Below are 22,297 nucleotides of genomic sequence, written 5' to 3' on the forward strand. Positions count from 1 at the left end.
CAACGCCCGGGCACCTGTCCGGGCGGCCCGTCTTTCATGTCCAAGGAATGACCAAATGGCCTTCTACGACGCACTGACCAAGCACCTGAAGTCGACCGACTTCCTGCGCGACACCGGCTATATCGACGGCAACTGGACCGGTGGCAACGGCGCCGCGAGCTTCGACGTGCTCAATCCGGCGACCGGAGAAAAGCTGGCGACGCTGCCGGAAATGGGCGCGGCCGAAACCGCCGCCGCCATTGACGCCGCCTACAAGGCGCAAGGCTCCTGGGCGGCGCGTCCGGCCAAGGAGCGCAGCGCGCTGCTGCGTAAGTGGCATGATCTGATGATTGCCAATGCGGACGAACTCGCTGCGATCCTGACCGCAGAAATGGGCAAGCCGCTGGCCGACGCCAGGGGTGAGATCCTGTACGCCGCCTCCTATGTCGAATGGTACGCGGAAGAGGCCAAGCGCATCAACGGCGAGACGATCCCCGCGCCGTCTGCCGACAAGCGCATGCTCGTCATCAAGCAGCCGGTCGGCGTCGTCGGCACGATCACGCCGTGGAACTTCCCCTCCGCGATGATCGCCCGCAAGGTGGCGCCGGCGCTCGCCGTCGGCTGTACGGTCGTCTCCAAGCCGGCCGAGCAGACGCCGCTGTCGGCGATCGCGCTCGCCGTGCTCGCGGAGAAGGCCGGCATCCCGGCCGGCGTCTTCAACGTCGTCGTCGGCACCGATGGTCCCGCGATCGGCAAGGAGCTCTGCTTCAATCCCAAGGTCCGCAAGATCTCCTTCACCGGCTCCACCGAGGTCGGCCGCATCCTGATGCGCCAGTGCGCCGACCAGATCAAGAAGGTCAGCCTCGAACTCGGCGGCAACGCGCCGTTCATCGTCTTCGACGACGCCGATATCGATGCGGCCGTCGAGGGCGCCCTCGTCTCCAAGTACCGCAACGCCGGCCAGACTTGCGTCTGCGCCAACCGCATCTATGTGCAGTCCAATGTCTATGACGCCTTTGCCGAGAAGCTCGCCGCCAAGGTGAGAGAGCTTTCGGTCGGCAACGGCTTTGACAAGGGCGTCACGATCGGTCCGTTGATCGAGGAAGCGGCGATCATGAAAGTCGAGACGCACATCGCCGACGCCGTCGCCAAGGGCGCCAAGGTTGCTGCCGGTGGCAAGCGCTTTGCCGACGAAGGCACGTTCTTCCAGCCGACCATCCTGACCGGCGTCGACCGCACGATGAAGATTGCGCGCGAGGAAACGTTCGGACCCGTTGCGCCGCTCTTCCGCTTCGATACCGTCGACGACGTGATCGCGCAGGCGAACGACACCGAGTTCGGATTGGCTGCCTACTTCTTCGCTAGCGACCTGAAGAAGGTCTGGAAGGTCGCCGAAGCGCTGGAATACGGCATGGTCGGGATCAACACTGGCCTGATCTCGTCGGAGGCCGCGCCCTTCGGCGGTATCAAGCAGTCCGGCCTTGGCCGCGAAGGCTCCACGCACGGCGTCGACGACTATCTGGAGATGAAGTATCTCTGCATGGGCAACCTGGCCTGACAGCACCAAGGTTGATCCTCCCCGGAGGGAGGCAAGCGGTCGGCAGCGAGGATTGCCGACCGTCGACAAAGCCGGTGTCCTTGGCTTTGCGATCTATTTGTGCATGTCCTGAGGGTTCTCGTCGTCGTTCAGCATCGCCAGTTCGTTGAGCAGATCGATCAGATGTTCGACCCGCTCGCGGCCATAGCGGGCTTCGATATCGTCATAGATCGCTCGGCTGTCCGGCGCGACGGTGTTAATCAGCGTGAGCCCCGCCGGTGCGATCTGCAGGAGGACTCGGCGCCCATCCCCCTTGTCCTTGTGCTTCGTGATGTAGCCTCGCTCCTCGAGCGACTTGATCATGCGGGTCAGGCTTGGCGCCAGGATGAATGCTTTTTCTGCGACATCCGAAGCGTCGAGCGTTCCGGCTTCGGCCAGAACGCGGATCACCCGCCATTGCTGTTCCGTCACGTCGAGTTTGGCCAGCATCGGCCGGAAATGGCTCATCACCGCCTCGCGTGCACGCAGCAGCGCGATCGGCAGAGACCGCCGGGTGTTGCGCGGCAGCAGCCGGTCGTCGGCAACGGGCGGTATTGGGAGATGGGTCGGTTCGCTCATTGGTCGTGTATCCGGTATTTTGTGCCGAAGGGCAATCGGTCGCGCCGCCGGCTGAGCAAATCACTTCTTGCGCAAGATAGCTAACATGCGAAATACACGAGCGAGGGGACGGGAGTGTCGCACCTGGCGACGCACCAGGCAGGATCTGGTGCACTCTGCCCCCTGTTCATTACGGCCCGGGGCGCCGGTCTATTCGGCGCTCCCAACGATTTGGCGGCAGCATTCGGCACTCCCGATACGCGCATCGCCCTACTCCGCAGGCTTCACCATGTCCGGATGCGCCGCCATGAACGCCGGGAGCCGCAAACAGCCATCAGCGATGCTGCGGACTCGGTCCAGGCCAGAAATATCAACGCGCCAGCGCCTGGCGTTGTATACCTGCGGCACAAGACAGATGTCGGCCATGGTCGGCGCGTCGCCGTGGCAGCAACGGCCAGTCTGCGGATCGTCCAGCATCTTCTCCACCGCTGCAAGCCCCTCGCCAATGAACTTTTTCATCCAGGCTTCCCGCCCTGCTTCACCGCCGCCGGTGAGTTCGAGCACGTGGCAGACGACACCGAGATTGCAGATCGGGTGGATGTCCATGGCCACGGCATAGGACAACGCGCGGACCCGCTGGCGGCCCGCGGGGTCGGCGGGAAGAAGGCCGGCCGCACCGCGCGTCTCGGCAAGATACTCGATGATGGACAATGATTGCGTCATCATCAGCCCGTCGATTTCAAGCGCCGGAACCAGACCCTGCGGATTGCGATCGAGGTGCTCTGGCGTCTTGTGCGCCCCCTCCAGCAGGTTCACCGGCACGGAGCGGTATTTCAGGCCGAGCATGTTCAGGGCAATGCGCACGCGATAGCTGGCCGAGGACCGCCAGTAATCATAGAGGATGGCCTCACCCATGGGCGTTTCCCTTCGTGGAGCGGTGTCGAGCGCCTGGTCAGGCCGGCGGGACGGAACCTCACGTCTTTCCGTGGTGTTTCACCGTCTGCTCGATCGCGCCAAAGATCGAGTGACCGGTCTTGTCCTTCATCTCGATGCGCACCGTGTCGCCGAATTTCAGGAAGGGCGTCTTCGGCGCACCGCTCTCGATCGTCTCGATGGTACGGATTTCGGCGATGCAGGAATAGCCGGCGCCGCCATCCTCAACCGGCTTGCCGGGGCCGCCATCAAGCTTGTTGGAGACCGTGCCGGAGCCGATGATCGAGCCGGCGACGAGCGGTCGGGTCTTGGCTGCGTGCGCGATGAGCTGACCGAAGTCGAAAGTCATGTCGATACCGGCATTGGCGCGGCCGAAGGGCTTGCCGTTCAGCGAGACAAGCAGCGGCAGATGCAGCCTGCCGCCGTCCCAGGCCTCGCCGAGCTCTTCGGGGGTCACCGCGACCGGCGAGAAGGCGGACGAGGGTTTCGACTGGAAGAAGCCAAAACCCTTGGCGAGCTCGGCCGGGATCAGGCCGCGCAGCGATACGTCGTTGACGAGCATGACGAGTTTGATCGCGTTCCGCGCCTCCTCGACACTTGCGCCCATCGGCACGTCGTCGACGACGACGGCAACCTCACCCTCCATGTCGATGCCGTAGGCCTCGTCGGCCATGACGATCGGATCGCGTGGCCCGAGGAAACTGTCGGACCCACCCTGATACATCAGCGGATCGGTCCAGAAGCTCGCCGGCATCTCGGCGTTGCGGGCCTTGCGCACCAGCTCGACGTGATTGACGTAGGCGGATCCGTCCGCCCACTGGTAGGCGCGCGGCAGCGGCGAGGCCGCCTCGTGCTCGTGGAAGCGCATGGTCGGCTGCGAGCCGGTCTCGATACCTTCCGCAACCCGGGCAAGGCGGGGAGCGGCATGGGCCCAATCGTCAAGCGCCGCCTGCAGCGTGCGGGCGATATGCCCCACCTCCGAGCAGCGCGTCAGGTCCCTCGACACGACCACCAGCTTGCCGTCGCGGGTACTATCCTTGAGTGTGGCGAGTTTCATGCTTTCTCCCCGATCTTGTGTTTTCGCGCGCCAGTATGGCATCTTCGTCGCGACGCGTCGCCTCCCCGCTCCCGCCCCCATCCAATCAAGGACATCCTCGCTTGAACCGAACGCTCCCGAAGTCGCTTGGCGTTGCCGCTGCCGCCATCGCCGTTACAGCTGTAATCCTGCACCTGATGGGGCGGATCTGGATCTGCAAGTGCGGCTACGTGAAGCTCTGGCATGGTGTGGTCGTCTCGTCGGAGAACTCGCAGCATCTGTCCGACTGGTACACGCCGAGCCACGTCATCCACGGCATCCTGTTCTATGCGCTGTTCACCTGGCTGTTTCCGAAGGCGAGCATCGTCACCCGCCTGGCGCTGGCCCTGGTCGTCGAGTGCGCCTGGGAGATCCTGGAAAACACCGACCTCATCATCAACCGCTACCGCGAGGCGACGATCTCGCTCGATTATTATGGCGACAGCGTCATTAATTCGAGCGCTGACATCGCCGCGATGGTGCTCGGCTTCTTCCTCGCCGCGCGCCTGCCGGTGTGGGCGAGTGTCGCGATCATCGTCTTCTTCGAGGCACTGACGGCATATCTGATCCGCGACGGCCTGGCCTTGAACATCCTGATGCTGGTCTGGCCGCTCGAAGCGGTGAAGACCTGGCAAGCCGGCGGATGAGGCTCCGCTTGACGCCGTGTCCGAAAACCGGCAGCAGGTCGCGCTGCCGCATTGAACCAATCGCCGGCTTCCCACGTAACAGGAGTGAAGGCAGCTCTTGCGGGGGACAGAATGCACGAGAACATGAACGTCGATAGGCGCGCCGGCGCCGGCGGACCGGTTGCGTGGGTCACGGGCGCAAGTTCCGGCATCGGCCGCGCTCTGGCGATCCGGCTCGCCAGCGAGGGTTGGAACGTCGCCGCGAGCGCGCGGACGGCGGGAGACCTCGTTGCGCTTGCCGCGGACTCCCTCGGGCGCATCCGTGCATTCCCGCTCGACGTGACGGATGCGGAGGCGGTGCGAGAGACCGTCGCCAGCATCGAGCAGGATCTCGGGCCTGTCGATCTTGCGGTGCTGAATGCGGGCACCTATGCGCGCGACTCTGCCATGCATTTCGACGCCGCCGCCTTTCGCGCCACCGTCGAGGTCAACCTGATGGGCGCCGTCCACTGCCTGGCCGCGCTGATGCCGGGCATGATGGCGCGTGGTTCGGGACACATCGCCGTCGTCTCCTCGGTCGCGGGCTATGTCGGCCTGCCCGGCGCCGCCGCCTATGGTGCGTCCAAGGCGGCGCTCATCAATATGTGCGAGGCGCTTCAACCCGAACTCGCCGCCCGCAACGTGCGCCTCAGCCTCATCAATCCAGGTTTCGTCGACACGCCGTTGACGCGGCAGAACGATTTTCCCATGCCGTTCCTGATCTCCGTCGACGCGGCCGTCGATCACATCATGGCCGGGCTGAAGACGCGGCGGTTCGAGATCGCCTTTCCCTGGAAGATGGTGCTGTCGATGAAATTCCTGGCGGCGCTGCCCGCAAGACTGCGCCTGGCGGTGACGCGCCGCCTTGTTCGCGGCTGATCGCAGATCCTAGCCGTCAGGTGCGAGCAGGAACTGACAGACATCGATCGTGCCGTTGCGAAAACCGGTCGCGCAATAGTGCAGGTAATAACGCCACATGCGCTTGAAGCGCGCGTCGAAGCCAAGTGTCTCGATGCGATGCCAGGCCGCGACGAACGCCCGGTCCCAGGCAAGCAGCGTCCTGTCGTAATCCGCGCCGAAGAACTTGCTGTCCAGCACGCTCAGCCCGCGCTCGGCGGCCGCGGAGGCAAAGGCCGTGTGCGAAGGCAGCATGCCGCCCGGGAAGATGTATGTCTGAATGAAATCAGCGTTGCGACGATAGTGGTCGAAGCGCTTTTCGGCGATGGTGATGGACTGGATCATGGCGCGCCCGCCCGGCTTCAGCAGCCCCCGCAGCGCATCGAAATAGGTCGGCCAGTTTTCCTCGCCCACAGCCTCGAACATCTCGATCGACACGATCTTGTCGAACCGGCCTTTACAGTCGCGATAATCCTGAAGTCTGATCTCTACCCGGTCCGAGAGACCGGCGGCGGCAAGTCGGTCCCGCGCGAACTCGGCCTGCTCTCGCGACAGGGTCAGGCCGGTGACACGGCAGCCCGCCTCCGCCGCTGCATACTCGGCAAAGCCGCCCCAGCCGCAGCCGATCTCCAGCACATGATCGTCCGGGCCAAGCCCCAGGACCTCGACGATCCGGGCATACTTGGCCCGCTGCGCCTCGGCCAGGGTCAGGTCGTCCCGGTGGAACAGCGCCGACGAATAGGTCATCGTCTCATCGAGCCAGAGCCGATAGAAGTCGTTGCCGAGATCGTAGTGGAAGGCGATGTTGCGCCGGCTGCCGGCGCGCGTGTTGGCGCGAAGCCGATGCCTGAGGAACGCGACAAGCCTGGCCGCGGCCGGGGCTTTGAGGACGGCGGCGAGCGCCGCCTCGTTGGCAAGGCCCAGTTGCAGCACAGCACCGAGATCGGGGCTGTCCCAGTCGCCGTCGATATAGGCACGGGCAAAGCCCAGGCTGCCGCCGCTTGCCAGCTTCCACACCAGCTTGCCCGACTGCACGTGGATGACGGCTGACGGACCGGGCAGCACCCCCTGCGCATAGTGCGTGCTGCCATCGGGGAAACGGATGACGAGCTTTCCCGCGGCGATCCGATCAGCCCAGCCGCAGAGAGGACGTGCCCACAGCGGCCGGCGAAGGCTCCTCGTGGCGACCGACTTTCCTTCAACATTGCTCATGAATGGTATGGTCCTGAAATCTTCCCCGCCACGATGGTCGTGGCAACCCTGCTGGCTGCGGCGCGATGACGGTGGACGGGAATTCCCTTCCACCAGATGCGCAGCGCCTCCCAGTGAATGCCCGCCGTCACCTTCAGCGTCATCAGCGGGTAGCGGAACAGCGCCCGCAGGAGCGCGCGGTCCGACAACGCTTCGCGCCGGCCGGAAAACGAGGCGACGAGAAGCCGGCCCTCTGCATCCGACTCATCGATGCGCAACAGCACCCTGTCGTCCGGCGGCTCGATGTGAAAATGGTAGAAGCATGCCATAGGTAGGAAGGGCGAGACATAGAGTTCCTTCGCGCAGCCCTGCCGCACTGGCCCCGTGGCGCCATCCTCGACCGGGATGACATAGGTGTGGCGTTCGCCGAAAGTATTGCAGACCTCGTAGAGGATTGCCCTCAGAGCACCGCCCGGGGCATAGCAAAAATAGACCGTCAGCGGATTGAAGACATAGCCAAGGATGCGCGGGTAGCAGAGCACGCGGATGCTCATGCCCTGCTCCAGCCTGCCGACTTCCCGCAGGCGTGCTTCGACCCAGTCGCGCAAGCCGTCAGGGCTGCCGTCGCCGTGGTCGGCGTCCCAGAAGCTGAGCATGGCCCGGCGGTTGTAGCCGAACAGCCGCGACGTCGCACTCAGCACGTTCAATTCGTCGAAATCGAGCAGCAGCGAAAAGACGCGGTAGCGCAGCCTGTGACGGCGCGGCCGAAGGCGCATGTGCATGACCTCGCCGAGAAACAGCGCCGACTGGCCGGTCATTCGGCCGCCTCCAGTCGTGGCTGGAGTGCGATCCGGCCGGATTCGTCGCGCACTCGCCAGGGCCGGCGCACGTCGGCGAGGCTCTCGGCGGCGGCAAGTCCAGACTGCAAGCCGTCCTCATGGAAGCCGAACCCGAAATAGGCGCCACAGAACCAGGTGTTGCGCCTGCCTTGCAGTCGCCACAGCTGCTGCTGGGCGTCGAGCGCGCGCTGGTCGAACAGCGGATGGGTGTAGCGGTAGCGTCCGATGATCTTTTCCTCCGCGATCGCTCGGGTCGGATTGAGCGTGACGAACAGCGGATGGCGGCTGTCGAGGTTCTGCAACCGGTTCATCCAGTAGGTCACGCACAGCGGCTGCAAGCCTGCGTCCCTGCTTTCGCCGATATAGTTCCAGCTCGACCAGACACGCCGCCGCCTGGGCATCAGGTTCTCGTCGGAATGTAACACGGCCAGATTGTCGGTGTAGCGGAAGGCACCGAGCAGGCTGCGCTCCTCATGATCGGCATCGGCCAACAGTCCAAGCGCCTGGTCGGCGTGGGTGGCGACGACAATATCGGTGAACGTGTCCACATTTCCCGTCGAGTCGGTGACAACCACGCGGCCGTTTTCCCGCGAGATGCTGCGGACCCCGACACCGACCCGGACGCCCTCGATGAAGCTTGCGCTCAGGCGGTGGACATATTCGTGGCTGCCGCCAAGCACGGTCCGCCACTTCGGTCGGTCGGCGAGGCTGAGCAGGCCGTGGCTGGCAAAGAACCTGATGAAGGCAAGCAGCGGATAGGCGCGCATCTCCCGCGCCGTGGTCGACCAGATCGCCGCCCCCATCGGCAAAAGATGGTCATCGATGAAGGCCGGCGCATAATCGTTGCGGTCGAGATACTCGCCGAGGCTGACCCCGTGGAGGTCCGGGCGAGTGAGCAGGGACGGGGCCTCGCGGTAGAAGCGCAATATGTCCCGCATCATCCGCCAGAAACGCGGCCGCAGGACATTGCCCCGCTGACCGATCAGCCCGTTGAAGCCCGAGCCGGAATATTCGAGCTTGCCGCCCTCGAGCGAGGCGGCGAAGGACATGTCGGAGGCAGCCGTCGGGACGCCGATTTCCTGGAACAGGGCTACCAGATTCGGATAGTTACGCTCGTTGTAGACGATAAAGCCGGTATCTACGGGGAGCACGCCGTCCTTGGTCGGCACCATGATCGTATTGGAGTGCCCGCCGAGGCGCTCATCGATTTCGTAGAGCGTGACGCTGACCTTGCGGCTGAGCAGCCACGCCGCCGAAAGACCCGAGATCCCCGACCCGACCACCGCCACGCGGCGAACATGGTCCGGCAACTCCCTGTTGGAATGAATTCGCACTTTATGCCTTTCCGATCCTGTAACGGCCTTAGCGCTTAATACGCAGCCCGAGGTGTAGCGGATCGGTGGAGACGAAAATTTGGTGTACCGGTGATCCGGCATTTGACCGGCGGCGTATCTGCAGCATGAACACAATCGTCCCCTTGAGCGCGCCGGCGTGGAAGAATCAATATATAGTGGGTCATTGGCGCTCCGCGCCGCAGCGTAGCGAAGTGGGAACAGTGGGTATGGGCCGCCAGACTGATGCCGGCAAGGGCGCTGACATGCGCGAACTTCTTCGCGCGGTGGGTGCACGGCGGGACATTGACGCCTATGAGACCCTTTTTCGCCACTTTGCACCCCGCGTGAAGGCGTACATGGCGCGGATGGGCGGCGACAGCCAACTGGCCGAGGAACTGATGCAGGAAACGATGATCGCGGTGTGGAACAAGGCCGATCGGTTCGATCCGTCGAAAGGTGCGGCCTCGACCTGGATCTTCACCATCGCGCGAAACCTCCGCATCGACGCGTTTCGGCGTGAGAGGCGTCCCGATTTCGACCCCGACGACCCTGCGTTCGTGCCCGACGACATGGCACCGGCCGATGCGGAGCTGGATGCCCGCGAGGCGTCCGAGCAACTGCACGAAGCCATCGCGGCGTTGCCTGCGGAGCAGGCGGCACTGCTGAAATTATCATTTTTCGAAGACCAGTCGCACAGTGCGATCGCGGCGCGCCTCAACCTCCCGCTCGGGACGGTCAAATCGCGCATGCGCCTCGCCTTCGACAAGCTGCGGGCCGCGCTCGCCCGCTCGGGAGACGTATCGTGACCATCCGTCACCATGTCAGCGACGACCTGTTGTTGAGCTATGCTGCCGGCAGCCTTGCCGAAGGCTGGAGCATTGCGGTTGCCACGCACCTTGCCCTCTGCCCCGCCTGCCGGCGCCGCCTGGCCCTGGCGGAAAGCATCGGCGGCGACCTGCTCGAAGCCCTGCCGGCCGAGGGGTCCGTCGATGACGCCTGGGCCAGCGTGCGCAGCCGTCTGCAGCAGCCCATGAAGGCCGCAGCATCAGCGAAGCACGAAGGATCGCCTGCCGCCCAGGTCGGCGGCTTGCCTGAACCGCTGCGCTCCTATGTCGGCGGCGACATCGAGACGCTCGCATGGCGGCCGCTCGGCCGCGGCGCCTACCACATACCGATCAGGACCGCGGACCGAGAGACCAAGGTGCGGCTGCTGCGCATTCCTGCCGGCAAGCCGGTACCGGAGCACAGTCATGGCGGACGCGAATTGACCCTGGTGCTCCGCGGCAGCTTCGTCGACGGTGACGAGATCTTCGCGCGCGGCGACCTCGAGGACGCAGACGCCAGCCTGACGCACCAGCCCGTCGCCACGCCGGAGACCGACTGCATCTGTCTTGCGGTGACGGACGCGCCGCTGAAATTCCGCAGTTGGGCAGTCCGGGCGGTCCAGCCATTCCTGGGTATATGAACGGGCGCCCTCGCCCTTTAGAGCGCCGAGAGCACCGATGATCGCAAGCTACGTTACCGCCTATGCCGCCACAGCCGTCGTCTTCTTCGGCATCGACTTCGTGTGGCTGTCGACCATTTCCACCAGCTTCTACCGCAACCGGATCGGCAGCCTCCTTCTCGAGCAGCCCAATTTCAGCGTCGCCGGCCTCTTCTATCTCGTATATGTCGCCGGAATCGTACACTTCGCGGTGATGCCGGCGGTCAATGGCGCGAGCTGGACGACGGCTCTGGTCAATGGCGCGCTGCTGGGGCTCGTGGCCTACGGGACATATGACATGACAAACCTCGCCACGCTGAAGAACTGGTCAGCCACGGTCAGCGTCGTCGACATGGTTTGGGGCGTGGCGCTCACCGCAACCGCGGCAACCGTCGGATACCTTGTTACCATCTGGATGGCAGTCAAGCCGTTGTAACGTTCGCTTGCCGCAAAAACAGCCGATCAGTTCAGTACCACCACGACGGCTGTAAGAACCGTCGCAAACGCGGTCCACGCCGCATAAGGCAGAAACAGAATGGCGGCCGCGCGATCCCTCTTCCAGGCGGTCGCGATGAAGGCCAGCACGGCCGCCAATGCTGCTACCACCACGACCAAGGCCAAACCCGGTTGTTGTGCGCCGAAGAACACGGGCGACCAGAGAAAATTCAGCGCCATCTGAACGAACCACAACTTCATCGCGGTGCTGTTTCGGTCGCGAACCCAGCACCGCCAGCCGGCAATCGCGATGATAATGTAGAGCGCCGTCCAGACCGGCGCAAAGACCCAGTTTGGCGGCGTGAACGACGGCTTGTTCAAACTGGCATACCATTCACCCGGCAGGGTGACGTAGCCGATGAGCATGCCTGTCAGGACCACCGCCAGCACGAAGACGATCAGGGAAAAGGCTTTCGACATCAGGTTTCCTTTCGATCTGCGCCTGACCGCGAGAAGGCAACAGCGGCCGTAGGCGAACACGGTTCTTCATCGAAGGCCTTGCCGTGCCCGGCGGTGGCGTCGATGTGGGCTCGCAACGATCGCTGCGCCTCTTCGCCGAGCGGAAAGTTCCACATGACGGCTATGGCGGCTGCCTTGGGCAGAATGGGCAGCCAGGCATAGAGCGCGGACAGCGTAGCGAGGGCCGTCTCCGGCATATCCTTGCCGCCGGCCGTGTCGAAACCCGACCAGGCAAGGAGGGGAAAAACCAGGCCAACGCTGAGCGCCAGCGAAAGCTTGGTGGCGAGGCCCCACGCGGCGAAATAAAGGCCCGAACGCTGTTCGCCTGAATTTGCCGTGTCGTAGTCAATCACATCGGCCTGGATGGCGGGCGGCAAAGCGAGGTCGAAACCCAGCAGCAGGCCGGTTGCCGCGCAGATTAGTGTGAAGGCGACGACGTCGCCCGCACCGAGGAAACCGGCAAGGACGAAAACCGCGCAGGCGATGATCATCGCCCCGCACCAGGTGCGGTGCTTGCCCGCTTTCGATGCGAGCCAGACGGCCAGCGGAACGCCGAGGATGCCGCACAGGAAATACAGGAAAAGCAGCGGCCCTCGCAGTTCGGCAGCATCGAGCCGTTCGGAGACAAAGTAGAGAAACAGTGTCGCCGGTATCGCGTTGCCAAAGCTGTTGAGCAGAAACGCCACGATGAGCCGGGCGAATGGCCCGTTGCGGATAACAAAGCGCAGGCTGTCCGGCAGGCTCAGCCGGGTCGTCGAGCGATTGACCGGTTCCGGCACGGTCTTGACGGCGAGCACCCCTGCCGCGGGCAGCAGCACGGCTGTCAGGACGGCGACGGCCGCGAGGCCATGGAAGCCGTCGATCCGGTCCAGCCCGAACGCGAAGGGCAGCACCACCGCAATCAGCGTTCCGATCAGGGTTGCCCCTTCACGGAAGGCCGAAACCACCGAGCGTCCGCGATAGTCGGTCGCCAGTTCCGCGCCCCAGGCCGTATACGGCAACAGCGTCCCGGTATAGCCGACCGAGAGCAGCGCGCCCCAAAGGGCGAGATAGCCCACACCAGCGTCTGAAGGGGGCCAGAAGACCATGAAAGCGGCCAGGGCCGTCAGTGGCACCGAAATCAGGAAAAACGTCCGCCGGCGCCCGGATCTGATGAACACGCGATCGCAGAGCCAGCCGATCAGGGGGTCGCTTGCCGCGTCAAACAGCCGGATCAGCAGCAGAACCGTTCCGACGGCAGCGATGGGGAGGCCGACATTCTCGGCGTAGAAGGTCGGCACGACGACATAGAGCGGTAGTGCCACCGCGGCCAGGGGGATCGCCGGAAGCGCATAGCATAACAGCGTCACCACATGCTCCGAAAGGCGCTTGTCCGGCTTGCCCATCTAGTCGCCGACACGCGCCGTGCCCTTGGCGCCATCATCCCGCAGCCAGGAAATCCTTCGCTCGCCCAGCCACTTGATCTTGAAGCAGAACTGACGACCGTTGTACCAACTCGGCCACTTCTGACAGAGCGAGTTCTCCTCGATCCACCAGCGTCCCTCCTCCTTCGGCGCGAACATTCTTGCCGCCGAGATGCCAGAGACATCGCCGACAACGATGCCGTCGGTGCGATACCGCAACGGCAGTGCAATGCCGAACGGCGTGTTCAGCCGCACCGTTTCTCCGGCAATCAGCTTCTTGATCTTCGGGCCATCCAGTTCCTCGGCAGCGGCTGCCCCCGCGGTCAGGCACAGCGTGAACAGCGCGAGCATCGACAGTCTTGTTGGCGCAGCATTTGCCATGATCAAGCCCTTCTTCATGTTTCAGCATTCAGGCTTTGCCGATCTGGCCGGTCTTGCCGGACCTCAGCGGCGTTGGAATTCCACACGTGTCAGCGCGACCGGGAACCCGAACTTGGTCACGAGCGCCTTGTTGAGCACCGTGCCGTCGCTCTGCAGCTTCATCGTGTCGTAAAAGCGCACGCGGTTGCCCTTGCCGCGCGCATCGAGGTCGACCAGGTAGTTGAAGCGGGCCGTGTCGCCGCTGATCGTCACCAGGGTTTCCCCGATCACGTCCTCGCGTGTGCCACGATACCGGTTCTTGCCGATTTTTTCGAAGCGCCAGGTCTTTCGGTCGCGTTCGCCGTTATCGTAAACGAAGTCTTCCACCAGCGTCAGCGTCTTGCCGTTCCACTTGCCCCGCAGATCGACTGTGAATTCGCGTTTGACGCCATTGATGGCACTGAAGCTGCCGACGGCAACTGTTCGTCCGGCAAAATAACGCTCCAGCGAAAAGCCGCCTGCGGCCGCGGGTGCCAGGCCAAGTGACAGTGTCATTGCCAAGCCTGCCAGGCCAAGTTTACCGCCGCGCATTGCATCGCCTCCACCTCAAGAGAATTTGTGCTCTGGTGGTTGTTACGATGCGCGGTACCGGCTGGATCACCGGCAACGGCACGGCAGGTTTGGCAATTCTTGTCCAGTTTTGCTTTCTTGCGCGACGAGCCGTGCTCGGGTTGTCGCTACCCGTCACGGGTCCACGCGGGCACTGCGATCAACGGAGATTGGCTACCCGCTTCGATGATCAGGCATGCCCGCCGGAGAGCGGGTCGGTCTTTACCCTTTTGTATCAATTGTCGACTAACAGACCGGCATTCGAGCGATGCGGCGGTCGACGTCATGACGGGCTTCGCTGGCTGGCCAGATGGATTGTCATCGTACCGACTACGAACTCCATTGCGCCTTGGTGTGAAGTCCAGTTTCAGACTGCCGCCCAGCCGATGCCAGGCAGGACGGTTTAGAGCAGAGGCCCATCCATGAGCAAAGCAACTGCAGCAGCAAGCGATGCGGAGCGATTTTTCGACTGCAATCGCCTTGGCCTCCCGGTCGTCGCTTTTCGTCATGACGGTGGCGTTCAATATGCCAACGAGCCGGCAATGCAACTGGCAGGGCCGGATCAGGCCGCGCAACGGATGTTCTTCGACCGGCTCTATCGTGCGCGACGGTTTCCAGAGAACGCATCCGGCATACGACGCACAGGCATCATCGAGTTGGGCGATGGACGCACCCAGGCTATCTGGGAAACGCTAGGCAACGAGCATGTCGTTGTAACCCTGACCCCGTGGGACGAACCGGGGCCGGAGCAAGGTTTGTTCCCCCTTGACGAGCTTACCGGCCTGTGTGGTCGCTCGGAACTTTTGTCCAGGCTGGAGGCCGCGGCAGCGGAGCAACGCGACGACATTGTTGTGTATGCCCTGGATCTCGACCGCTTCAAGTTTGTGAACGATACGCTGGGACATCCGATTGGCGATGCCCTTCTCAAGGCCGTTGCCAAGCGCCTGCGTGGCGCTTGCCGGCAGGACGACCTCATCGCGCGGGTGGGCGGCGACGAATTCATCATCGTCCAGACGAATGTCCGCGACGTTACCGAAGCGATCAAACTCGCCGAAAGGCTGGTTGATCTTATCGGTCGCACTTATTTGCTCAGCGGTCATTCCATGAATGTCGGCGTCAGCGTCGGGATCGCCTTTTCGGGAAACGACGCGCGAACGGCCGAGAGACTGCTTCAGAACGCGGACCTCGCGCTTTATCGCGCAAAGAACGACGGGCGCGGCCGTTACGCCTTGTTCGACCCGGAGTTGCACGAGAGAATGCAACGGCGGCGGGCCCTGGAAATCGATTTGCGCAGGGCGCTGGCCTTCAGGCAGTTCGCGCTTGTTTATCAGCCTCAGGTCGATCTCGCCAGGAACCGCGTAACCGGATTTGAGGCACTGATCCGGTGGCACCATCCCGAACGGGGCGTGGTGTCGCCGCTGGAATTCATTCCGCTGGCTGAAGAGATCGGATTGATCACCCAGATCGGCGAATGGTGTCTGCGAACCGCTTGTAAGGACGCGGCCGGCTGGCCGGACGACCTGTCGGTTTCAGTCAATGTGTCCCCTGTGCAATTCAGAGGCGGCAACCTGAGCGAAATCGTCGTGTCCGCCCTGGGAAGTTCTGGCTTGCCGGCTCATCGTCTTGAGCTGGAAATCACCGAAAGCGCACTCCTGAATTACACCGACGAAGTTCTTGCCACCCTGAAGGCCGTCAAGGTGCTTGGGGTCCAGGTTTCGATGGATGACTTCGGGACCGGCTATTCCTCGCTCAGCTACCTGCAGAAATTTCCCTTCGACAAGATCAAGATTGACCAGTCGTTTATTCGCGGAGCGGACAGCCGGCTGGAATGTCAGGCTGTCCTCAGAGCCGTTGCCGGTCTCGGCATGAGTCTCGGCATGAAGACGATCGCCGAGGGCGTGGAGACAGAAGAACAGTTGGAACGGGTGCGAGCCGAAGGATGCACGTCCGTGCAGGGGTATTTTACCGGCAGGCCCATCGCCGAGATCGACATCGACGCATTCTTGAGTTCGTGGGACCGCCAAAGGGAGACTGGCAGTGAGTAAGCAACTCTATCGGCTCGTCTATTACAGCCGGAACCGGATCGCCAAGGATGGCAACGATTTCAGGACGGCGATCGAGCAAATCCTCGCGACCAGTCGCGAGAACAATTCACGTTGTGATGTGACCGGTGCATTGATCTTTAATGCGGGTTGTTTCGGCCAGGTGCTCGAAGGGCGACTTGAAGACTTAGAGGCAACCTTTGAACGGATCCAGCAGGACGACCGTCACGGCGACGTGTCGCTTCTGGCCATGGAGCCGATCGAGCACCGCCATTTTGCCCGATGGTCGATGGCGCTGGTTAGCGCTCTCCCCAGCGATGACAGCGCCTTGACCTCGATAGGACTGCAAAGCGGGTTCGACCCCAGCAATTTGAACGGTGACGAACTCCATTCCGTGCTGCACCGGCTGCTCTTGGAAGAGGAAGCCCTCCTGGCACAATAGCTGCAGGCGCCGGATGGTCTTCCGGCGCCTGGTGGAAAATCAGCGGTGAGGAATGTCCTCTGTTAGGTCTCGCGGCTGTGATCGCGTCTTGACGAGGCTCCAAATGATCCCCGACGCGACGATCATGAAGGTGATGCCGAGCGAGAGAGCTGCCGGAAACTTCTCCAGGCCCAGTAGGTCGGCAACGAAGATCTTGGAGCCGATGAAGATCAGCACGATCGCGAGCGCCGGCTTCAGATAGTGGAACCTGTGGATCATCGCGGCGAGCGCGAAATAGAGAGCGCGAAGGCCGAGAATGGCGAAGATGTTCGAGGTGTAAACGACGAACGGGTCGGTCGTGATGGCAAAGATCGCCGGCACCGAGTCCACCGCGAAAATGACGTCGGCGATCTCGATCATGACCAGCGCCATGAAGAGCGGCGTCATGACCCAAACCAGCTTGCCCGTCTTCGGATCAGGCTTCTTGACGAAAAAATTCTGGCCGTGGTGCTCGTCGGTGACATTGAAATGGCGACGGAGAAAGCCAACGATCGGGTTGTTGCCGATGTCCGGCTCCTTGTCGCCGATCCAGAGCATTTTCACTCCGGTGATCACCAGGAAGACGGCGAAGATATAGAGCAACCAGGAGAATTGGGAGACAAGCGTCGCACCAAGCCCGATCATGATGGCGCGCAATATGATCACACCAAGGATGCCCCAGAAGAGCACCCGGTGCTGGTATTTTCGCGGGACTGCGAAGAAGGAGAAGATCAGCGCGATGACGAAGACATTGTCGAGCGCCAACGTCTTTTCGACCACGAAGCCGGTCAGATAGTTCATCCCGGGCTCCGGCCCGAGTTGCCACCAGACCCAGCCCCCGAAGGCAAGGCCGAGACCGATATACATCGATGACAGGATCAGGCTCTCGCGAACCTCGATCTCGTGGTTGTCGCGGTGAAGAACGCCGAGGTCGAAGACCAAGAGCGCGATGACGATGGTGATGAAGCCGAGCCACATCCAGACCGGCTTGCCGAGCCAGTCGGCAAACAGAAAGGGAAATTCCACGAGAACTCTCCAGCCGGCCCAGTATCAAATGCGGCGTCCGACATCGCGAAAGGACCGGCGTCTCTCGCCAGAGGGGCCCGGACTGTGGGCGAAACGACCGCGGCCGGCTCTGGACGGTGCAGGCCGCGGCGGAAAGGGTCATCGGGGGCGGTCAAGCGCTGTGGCACGATGGCCAGGCCGGACGCTCGACCGCATCTGCGTCAACCGAGGGGACGGGCAAGCGCCGGAGCAAGTCTGCGGCGTCGGATTACCGGTATCGCGACCGATTGGCCGCTTCGATTGAGCCGCTCGATGAACTCGATCTGTTCGCGAAAGCGCAGCCGCAGCCTCTTGAGAGCCTGCAATCTGAGGTTATCGGGTCGGGAACGTGTCTGCTCCTCCTCGATGCGCTCCTGAACGGCGGCATGGCGATGACGAAGAGACTTCAAGAACTGGTCCATCAGGAACCTCCATGGTTTCGATGACCGAAGAGGTGGGACGTCGCGAGCGATAGCGCCAATTGATTGTTGCAATGGCCGCATTAGTTCCTAACTATCGGCCATGCCCTATCGTCCAACCCTGCGACAGCTCGAATACGTGATTGCCGTGGCCGAATGCGGCCATTTCGGACAGGCCGCCAGGCGTTGCCACGTTTCTCAGCCGACGCTGTCGGTCCAAGTCGGCCTGGTGGAAGCCAATCTTGGCGTCCAGCTGTTCCACCGCACATCGACGAGCGTGATCACAACCTCCATCGGTGAACGCTTCATCCATGGCGCGCGCGTCACGCTGGCCGCGATGAATGACCTGATTGATACGGTTGCCTGCGACGCCCGGACACTCGGAGGCCTGATCAAGCTCGGCACGCCGCCGAGTTTCGGCCCGTATTTCCTTCCGACGTTTCTGCTCCCAATCCACCAGAGGTATCCCGACCTGAAGATCTACATCGTCGAGGATCGACCGGCAGCGATCGAAAGCGCGGTCATAGAAGGCCTGCTCGACTGCGGCGTCGGCCCCGCCTGCGAAATGGACGATCTGACCTTTATTCCAATTGGCGTGGAAAGGCTCTATCTCGGTGTTCCCGCAGACCACCGGCTCGCCGCCAAGAAGACCGCACGCATCGAGGATCTGCGCGGCGAGCACCTGCTTGCGCTGGGAAGCGGCAATCGCTTGCTGGAAAACGTCCGTCACCTCGCCGAGGCCTCCAGCGCAGTCATGATCGATGATTACGAAGGAACGAGCCTTGACGCGATCCGTCAGATGATCTCGATCGGGATGGGCTGCTCCCTCTTTCCAGAACTCTATGCTCACGCCGAGTTCCGCCAGTCCGACGACGTGCGACTGATAACACTCGAAGATTGGCGGGAAACGCGGACCATAGGCTTTTATTTCCGCGACAGCAGCGGTCGACGGCGCCACTTCGACACGCTTGCCGAGGAAGCGCAACGAGCCGCGCTGGCCCTGGGGCTACAGGAAGATCGAGAGAAAACAGCGAACGCCCAGACGCCGCCGGGGCAAGTGAGCTAACGGGGATAACGAATTGTCTTGCCCAGATCAGCTATCGACGGTGGAGCAACGTGCTGACAACCACGGCCGCGGCCATCGCGCCCGCTGCCCAAAGCCAAGGTGTACTCCGCCAGGGAATATTTCGCTCGATGGACAAGACGGCGGTTTTCCTTTCGGCAAGCCTGCTGCGCAGTAGACCGATCTCCCGACGGAGTTTCGCAAGCTGCCGTTCAGCCTCGCCTGCCCTGATCGCCTCCAGCGCGTCGTCCTCCAACTCGGCCCAGTGCTCGCGGAGCTGCGCAGGACTGTCAAAACCATGCGTCCGTATGTTGGTCATTGTCTATCCCCGCCTCGACGGCCGCCTCTCAGCGACCGCCTGGAGAACATCGGCGATCAGGCCGCCACCTTTGCGTTGATTGAGGTCACCGCAAGTTTCGTAAGATTTTTGTCGGTGGCCTCTTCCTCGGCAAGCGTCTGTGCGAGAAGATCGGCGATCTCCTTCTGGCCGAGCGTCTTGGCCCAGGTGACGAGCGTACCGTAGCGGCTGATTTCGTAGTGCTCGACAGCTTGCGCGCCGGCGATCAGGCCGGCATCGAGCGCAGGCGATCCCTTGAACGTATCCATTACTTCTTTGCCTTCGTCGACAAGGCCGATGATCGCTTCACAGGTCTTGCCGCGGGCAGGTTTGTCCAGAAGTTCGAACACCTTCTGCAGCCGCTCGACCTGCATTTCGGTCTCGTCCAGATGCTTTTCAAACGCCGCCGTCAACTCGTCCGACTGGGCGGCTCGTGCCATCTTGGGCAAAGCCTTCAGAATCTGCTTCTCGGCGTAGAAGATGTCCCTGAGCGTGTCGTAGAACAGGTCATTGAGGTCTTTTGACTGCATAGCCATTTCCTTCTCCTCTTTCATTGTTGGAGGTTGCGGGCGCACGCTACGACGCTCAGGGCTAACGTGCCCGGAGGAGCAATGTTCCGCGACGCGAACCGCATTGCAAGAATCCCGGGACAGAGATGCCGCGTCGAGGCGTGCGCCAGAAACTCGCCGTTGGACAACCTGCAACCAAGTGCTGAACCGACGTCCAAACAGCCCAGCTTTCGCGTCGCTGAAAATCGCTGTCGAGCGCTTCTCGTGCAGACGGTCGGAGCCGGTCGCGCGGTGGTTCAGGTGTCGGTCATGGGGCCGGGGCGGCCGGGAGGAGAAGTTTTGCGAGACGTACGCAACGCATTCAAGTACCCTAAGCCACCCTTGCCGGAGGGGGAGCGAACGGATAGCGCGCACGCCGGCGCTATCGTGCCGCCACCCGGCCGATGAGATACGACGCGTCGTCGACGAGTGTGCGGCGTCGGACGTCGTAGCGGAGGCGGGCATGACGCAAGATCTCCGAAGCTCTCGGGTCGGAAGCAAAAAGGCCGACGAACTGGAGGCGCTTTTTGAGTTCACCGACGCCCTGTATCGGGCAAATTCGTTGGCGGAGGTGTACGACGCCGCGTTCGACGCCATCCGCCGGGCGTTGCGCTGCGAGCGCGCCTCGATTCTGCTCTTTGATCAGGCCGGCACGATGCGCTTCGTCGCGTGGCGCGGCCTTTCGGAGGCTTACCGCAAGGCGGTCGCCGGCCATTCGCCCTGGAAGCAGGGCGACTGCGATGCCGTGCCGATCTTTATTGGAGAAGTTGACGCCGCGGACGAACCGGACGCTCTCAAGCAAACGCTGAACGCAGAAGGCATTCACGCACTGGCATTCATTCCGTTGACCGCCAATGGCCGCGTTATTGGAAAATTCATGACCTATCGCGACGAGCCGCATGTTTTCACCCAGGAGGAGGCCGTCCTGTCGCTCACCATCGCGCGCCAACTCGGCTTCAGCATTGAAAGCAGACGTGCCCAGGAAGCCCACCGCCGCGCCGAAGAACTCCTTCGTCGCAGCAAGGAGAGGCTGCAGGTAATCCTCGATAGCGCCAACGAATACGCGATCATCACACTTGACGAGGCCGGACGGATTACAAGCTGGAACAGCGGCGCGGAACGGCTTCTGGGGTATCGTGAGACCGAAATTCTCGGCCGGTCGGGCGAAATTTTCTTTAGCGCGGAGGATCGCGCGGCCAATGTGCCAGAACGCGAAATGTGGTCCGCGCTTCACGACGGTCGGGCGGCCAACGAGCGCTGGCACCGTCGCAAAGATGGTTCGCGTTTTTGGGGATCGGGCGTCATGCTTCCGGTCGAGGCCAGCAGTCCGGACCGATATCTGAAGATCTTCCGGGATCGCACGGAGGAACGCAGAGCCGAGCGGCGTCAGCAATTGTTGATCGGCGAGCTTAATCACCGTGTGAAGAATACGCTTGCGACCGTGCAGTCGCTTGCCGAGCAGACATTGAAGAATGCCGACACGCCAAAGACATTTGCAAAGGCCTTCACCAGCAGGCTCCTTGCGCTCGCCGAGGCACACGATCTGTTGACCCGCGAGGCTTGGCAGGCTGTGCAGTTGGGCGACATTGCCCGTGCGGTCTTGAAGGCATGGATCGAAGACGGCCGAGCGGACTTGGAGGGCCCGTCGATTCGCATAAGCCCGAAGCAAGCCCTGGCGCTGGCAATGGCATTCAATGAACTGCTGACCAATGCGATCAAATACGGAGCACTATCGCGACCCGAAGGCCGGATCATGCTTTCCTGGGAGTGCAACGGCGGCTGCACCCTTCGGTGGGAAGAGCGTGGTGGCCCTCCGGCGGTCGCCCCTTCTCGGCAAGGGTTCGGAATTCGCGTCCTGAACCGGGCATTGGCCTATGAACTGGGTTATCCTGCGGACCTCAGGTTTGAGCCGACTGGTGTCATCTGCACGATCAAGATGGACCTGGTCGACGACGATCCGCAACTCGGCGGCCCCAAGGACAAGGGAGCCAAGATGTGACTGTGCTTCTGGCAGGCCGTCGCATTCTCGTGGTCGAAGACGAGGCGCTGATCGCAATGTCGATCGAGGATGCCCTGGTTGAGGCCGGGGGCGAAGTGATCGGACCCATCACCGGTGTGCAAAGAGCGCTGGAGACCCTGCAAACGGAGCGTGTGGACGCCGTTGTGCTCGACATGAACCTTAACGGGACAAGCGCAAAGCCCGTCGCAGAGGTGGCTTCGCAAAGGGCCATTCCATTTCTTGTGCTGAGTGGCTACGGAGCGCAAGCCATCACTGAGCTCCCCGGAAACGCGCCCGTCCTTTCAAAGCCGTTTGATCCAGCCGAGCTGGTGGAGGTCGTGCGCAAGCTGCTGGGATAACGAACCCCGCATCGATCTTCGGCATCCAGGCCATGTCCGCGGCTCGCAGCCTTCCCGGAACAAACAGTCGCCTGCCTAGTTTCTCCGGTTCATCTTGGGCTCCAGACGACCAGAGCGCTCTGGCGGGAGGTATGAAATGGGCCGAGGTATTTTGCTATGGCTGCTCGGGA

The 22,297-nt window shown here is 62.6% G+C and carries 25 protein-coding genes; 11 read left to right on the plus strand and 14 right to left on the minus strand.

The features are described 5' to 3' along the window. The first annotated feature begins 55 nt into the window (after positions 1–55). The gene (locus tag JNC62_RS03440; RefSeq protein WP_374835971.1) at positions 56–1,537 is read left to right on the plus strand and encodes an NAD-dependent succinate-semialdehyde dehydrogenase; all 1,482 of its coding nucleotides are present in this window, start codon (positions 56–58) and stop codon (positions 1,535–1,537) included. 93 nt (positions 1,538–1,630) lie between these two features. Here JNC62_RS03440 and hpaR read toward each other — a convergent pair whose 3' ends face one another. The 3 genes from hpaR to JNC62_RS03455 all read right to left on the minus strand — a co-directional run bounded on the left by hpaR (position 1,631) and on the right by JNC62_RS03455 (position 4,103). Next, the gene (hpaR, locus tag JNC62_RS03445) at positions 1,631–2,134 is read right to left on the minus strand and encodes a homoprotocatechuate degradation operon regulator HpaR (protein WP_374835972.1); all 504 of its coding nucleotides are present in this window, start codon (positions 2,132–2,134) and stop codon (positions 1,631–1,633) included. 249 nt (positions 2,135–2,383) lie between these two features. Beyond that, complete coding sequence (maiA, locus tag JNC62_RS03450) at positions 2,384–3,028, minus strand: maleylacetoacetate isomerase (protein ID WP_374835974.1); 645 nt, start codon at positions 3,026–3,028, stop codon at positions 2,384–2,386. Between the two features lie 58 nt (positions 3,029–3,086). Beyond that, positions 3,087–4,103, minus strand: coding sequence for a fumarylacetoacetate hydrolase family protein (locus tag JNC62_RS03455; RefSeq protein ID WP_374835976.1), 1,017 nt, complete (start codon positions 4,101–4,103; stop codon positions 3,087–3,089). 101 nt (positions 4,104–4,204) lie between these two features. Between JNC62_RS03455 and JNC62_RS03460 the strand changes: the two genes are divergently transcribed. Both JNC62_RS03460 and JNC62_RS03465 read left to right on the plus strand, forming a co-directional pair. Next, complete coding sequence (locus JNC62_RS03460; protein WP_374835978.1) at positions 4,205–4,768, plus strand: DUF2585 domain-containing protein; 564 nt, start codon at positions 4,205–4,207, stop codon at positions 4,766–4,768. A gap of 111 nt (positions 4,769–4,879) precedes the next feature. After that, a complete protein-coding gene (locus JNC62_RS03465) occupies positions 4,880–5,665 on the plus strand; it encodes an SDR family NAD(P)-dependent oxidoreductase (protein ID WP_374835980.1) in 786 nt (261 codons plus the stop codon). A gap of 9 nt (positions 5,666–5,674) precedes the next feature. Here JNC62_RS03465 and JNC62_RS03470 read toward each other — a convergent pair whose 3' ends face one another. Genes JNC62_RS03470 through JNC62_RS03480 form a run of 3 tightly spaced genes read right to left on the minus strand, consistent with a single transcriptional unit; the run spans position 5,675 to position 9,047 of the window. Further along, entirely contained in the window at positions 5,675–6,895 is a 1,221-nt protein-coding gene (locus JNC62_RS03470; protein WP_374835982.1) for a class I SAM-dependent methyltransferase, read from the minus strand. Further along, positions 6,892–7,692, minus strand: coding sequence for a DUF1365 domain-containing protein (locus JNC62_RS03475; protein WP_374835984.1), 801 nt, complete (start codon positions 7,690–7,692; stop codon positions 6,892–6,894). The genes JNC62_RS03470 and JNC62_RS03475 overlap by 4 nt, the downstream gene beginning before the upstream one ends. Then, entirely contained in the window at positions 7,689–9,047 is a 1,359-nt protein-coding gene (locus JNC62_RS03480; RefSeq protein WP_374835986.1) for an NAD(P)/FAD-dependent oxidoreductase, read from the minus strand. Before JNC62_RS03480 ends, JNC62_RS03475 begins: the two co-directional genes overlap by 4 nt. 227 nt (positions 9,048–9,274) lie before the next feature. Here JNC62_RS03480 and JNC62_RS03485 point away from each other — a divergent pair, with 227 nt between their 5' ends. The 3 genes from JNC62_RS03485 to JNC62_RS03495 are packed head-to-tail and all read left to right on the plus strand — an operon-like array spanning position 9,275 to position 10,966. Next, a complete protein-coding gene (locus JNC62_RS03485; protein WP_377174713.1) occupies positions 9,275–9,853 on the plus strand; it encodes a sigma-70 family RNA polymerase sigma factor in 579 nt (192 codons plus the stop codon). Then, positions 9,850–10,512, plus strand: a complete 663-nt coding sequence (locus JNC62_RS03490; protein ID WP_374835990.1) for a ChrR family anti-sigma-E factor — start codon at positions 9,850–9,852, stop codon at positions 10,510–10,512. Before JNC62_RS03485 ends, JNC62_RS03490 begins: the two co-directional genes overlap by 4 nt. Positions 10,513–10,549: 37 nt before the next feature. Further along, positions 10,550–10,966, plus strand: coding sequence for a DUF2177 family protein (locus JNC62_RS03495; protein WP_374835992.1), 417 nt, complete (start codon positions 10,550–10,552; stop codon positions 10,964–10,966). Between the two features lie 26 nt (positions 10,967–10,992). On the opposite strand, the gene JNC62_RS03500 is transcribed toward JNC62_RS03495, so the two are convergent. From JNC62_RS03500 to JNC62_RS03515, 4 genes are all read right to left on the minus strand, one after another. Further along, positions 10,993–11,445 (minus strand): TspO/MBR family protein, encoded by a 453-nt coding sequence (locus JNC62_RS03500; RefSeq protein ID WP_374835994.1) that lies wholly within the window; start codon positions 11,443–11,445, stop codon positions 10,993–10,995. Next, positions 11,445–12,869 (minus strand): MFS transporter, encoded by a 1,425-nt coding sequence (locus tag JNC62_RS03505; protein WP_374835996.1) that lies wholly within the window; start codon positions 12,867–12,869, stop codon positions 11,445–11,447. Before JNC62_RS03505 ends, JNC62_RS03500 begins: the two co-directional genes overlap by 1 nt. After that, the gene (locus JNC62_RS03510) at positions 12,870–13,268 is read right to left on the minus strand and encodes a hypothetical protein (protein ID WP_374835998.1); all 399 of its coding nucleotides are present in this window, start codon (positions 13,266–13,268) and stop codon (positions 12,870–12,872) included. Positions 13,269–13,331: 63 nt separating this feature from the next. Next, positions 13,332–13,802, minus strand: a complete 471-nt coding sequence (locus JNC62_RS03515; RefSeq protein ID WP_374836000.1) for a DUF3833 family protein — start codon at positions 13,800–13,802, stop codon at positions 13,332–13,334. Between the two features lie 476 nt (positions 13,803–14,278). Between JNC62_RS03515 and JNC62_RS03520 the strand changes: the two genes are divergently transcribed. Both JNC62_RS03520 and JNC62_RS03525 read left to right on the plus strand, forming a co-directional pair. Continuing rightward, on the plus strand, positions 14,279–15,901 hold the full coding sequence (locus JNC62_RS03520; RefSeq protein ID WP_374836002.1) for a putative bifunctional diguanylate cyclase/phosphodiesterase: 1,623 nt from the start codon (positions 14,279–14,281) through the stop codon (positions 15,899–15,901). Further along, on the plus strand, positions 15,894–16,340 hold the full coding sequence (locus JNC62_RS03525) for a BLUF domain-containing protein (RefSeq protein ID WP_374836004.1): 447 nt from the start codon (positions 15,894–15,896) through the stop codon (positions 16,338–16,340). Before JNC62_RS03520 ends, JNC62_RS03525 begins: the two co-directional genes overlap by 8 nt. Before the next feature lie 39 nt (positions 16,341–16,379). Here JNC62_RS03525 and JNC62_RS03530 read toward each other — a convergent pair whose 3' ends face one another. Next, positions 16,380–17,384, minus strand: coding sequence for a TerC family protein (locus JNC62_RS03530; protein WP_374836005.1), 1,005 nt, complete (start codon positions 17,382–17,384; stop codon positions 16,380–16,382). 200 nt (positions 17,385–17,584) lie between these two features. After that, positions 17,585–17,824, minus strand: a complete 240-nt coding sequence (locus JNC62_RS03535; protein ID WP_374836007.1) for a YdcH family protein — start codon at positions 17,822–17,824, stop codon at positions 17,585–17,587. A 100-nt stretch (positions 17,825–17,924) separates the two neighbouring features. On the opposite strand from JNC62_RS03535, the gene JNC62_RS03540 reads away from it, so the two are divergent. Beyond that, positions 17,925–18,887, plus strand: a complete 963-nt coding sequence (locus JNC62_RS03540) for a hydrogen peroxide-inducible genes activator (protein ID WP_374836009.1) — start codon at positions 17,925–17,927, stop codon at positions 18,885–18,887. Between the two features lie 31 nt (positions 18,888–18,918). On the opposite strand, the gene JNC62_RS03545 is transcribed toward JNC62_RS03540, so the two are convergent. Both JNC62_RS03545 and JNC62_RS03550 read right to left on the minus strand, forming a co-directional pair. Further along, positions 18,919–19,203: a hypothetical protein gene (locus JNC62_RS03545; protein WP_374836011.1), complete on the minus strand. Its 285-nt coding sequence runs from the start codon at positions 19,201–19,203 to the stop codon at positions 18,919–18,921. A gap of 56 nt (positions 19,204–19,259) precedes the next feature. Further along, the gene (locus JNC62_RS03550; protein WP_374836013.1) at positions 19,260–19,757 is read right to left on the minus strand and encodes a YciE/YciF ferroxidase family protein; all 498 of its coding nucleotides are present in this window, start codon (positions 19,755–19,757) and stop codon (positions 19,260–19,262) included. 475 nt (positions 19,758–20,232) lie between these two features. On the opposite strand from JNC62_RS03550, the gene JNC62_RS03555 reads away from it, so the two are divergent. Both JNC62_RS03555 and JNC62_RS03560 read left to right on the plus strand, forming a co-directional pair. Next, the gene (locus JNC62_RS03555) at positions 20,233–21,768 is read left to right on the plus strand and encodes a sensor histidine kinase (RefSeq protein ID WP_374836015.1); all 1,536 of its coding nucleotides are present in this window, start codon (positions 20,233–20,235) and stop codon (positions 21,766–21,768) included. Beyond that, on the plus strand, positions 21,765–22,127 hold the full coding sequence (locus tag JNC62_RS03560) for a response regulator (protein ID WP_374836017.1): 363 nt from the start codon (positions 21,765–21,767) through the stop codon (positions 22,125–22,127). Before JNC62_RS03555 ends, JNC62_RS03560 begins: the two co-directional genes overlap by 4 nt. The last annotated feature ends 170 nt before the right edge of the window (positions 22,128–22,297 follow it).

This window comes from Mycoplana ramosa, assembly GCF_041930185.1.
Classification (GTDB): domain Bacteria; phylum Pseudomonadota; class Alphaproteobacteria; order Rhizobiales; family Rhizobiaceae; genus Mycoplana; species Mycoplana ramosa.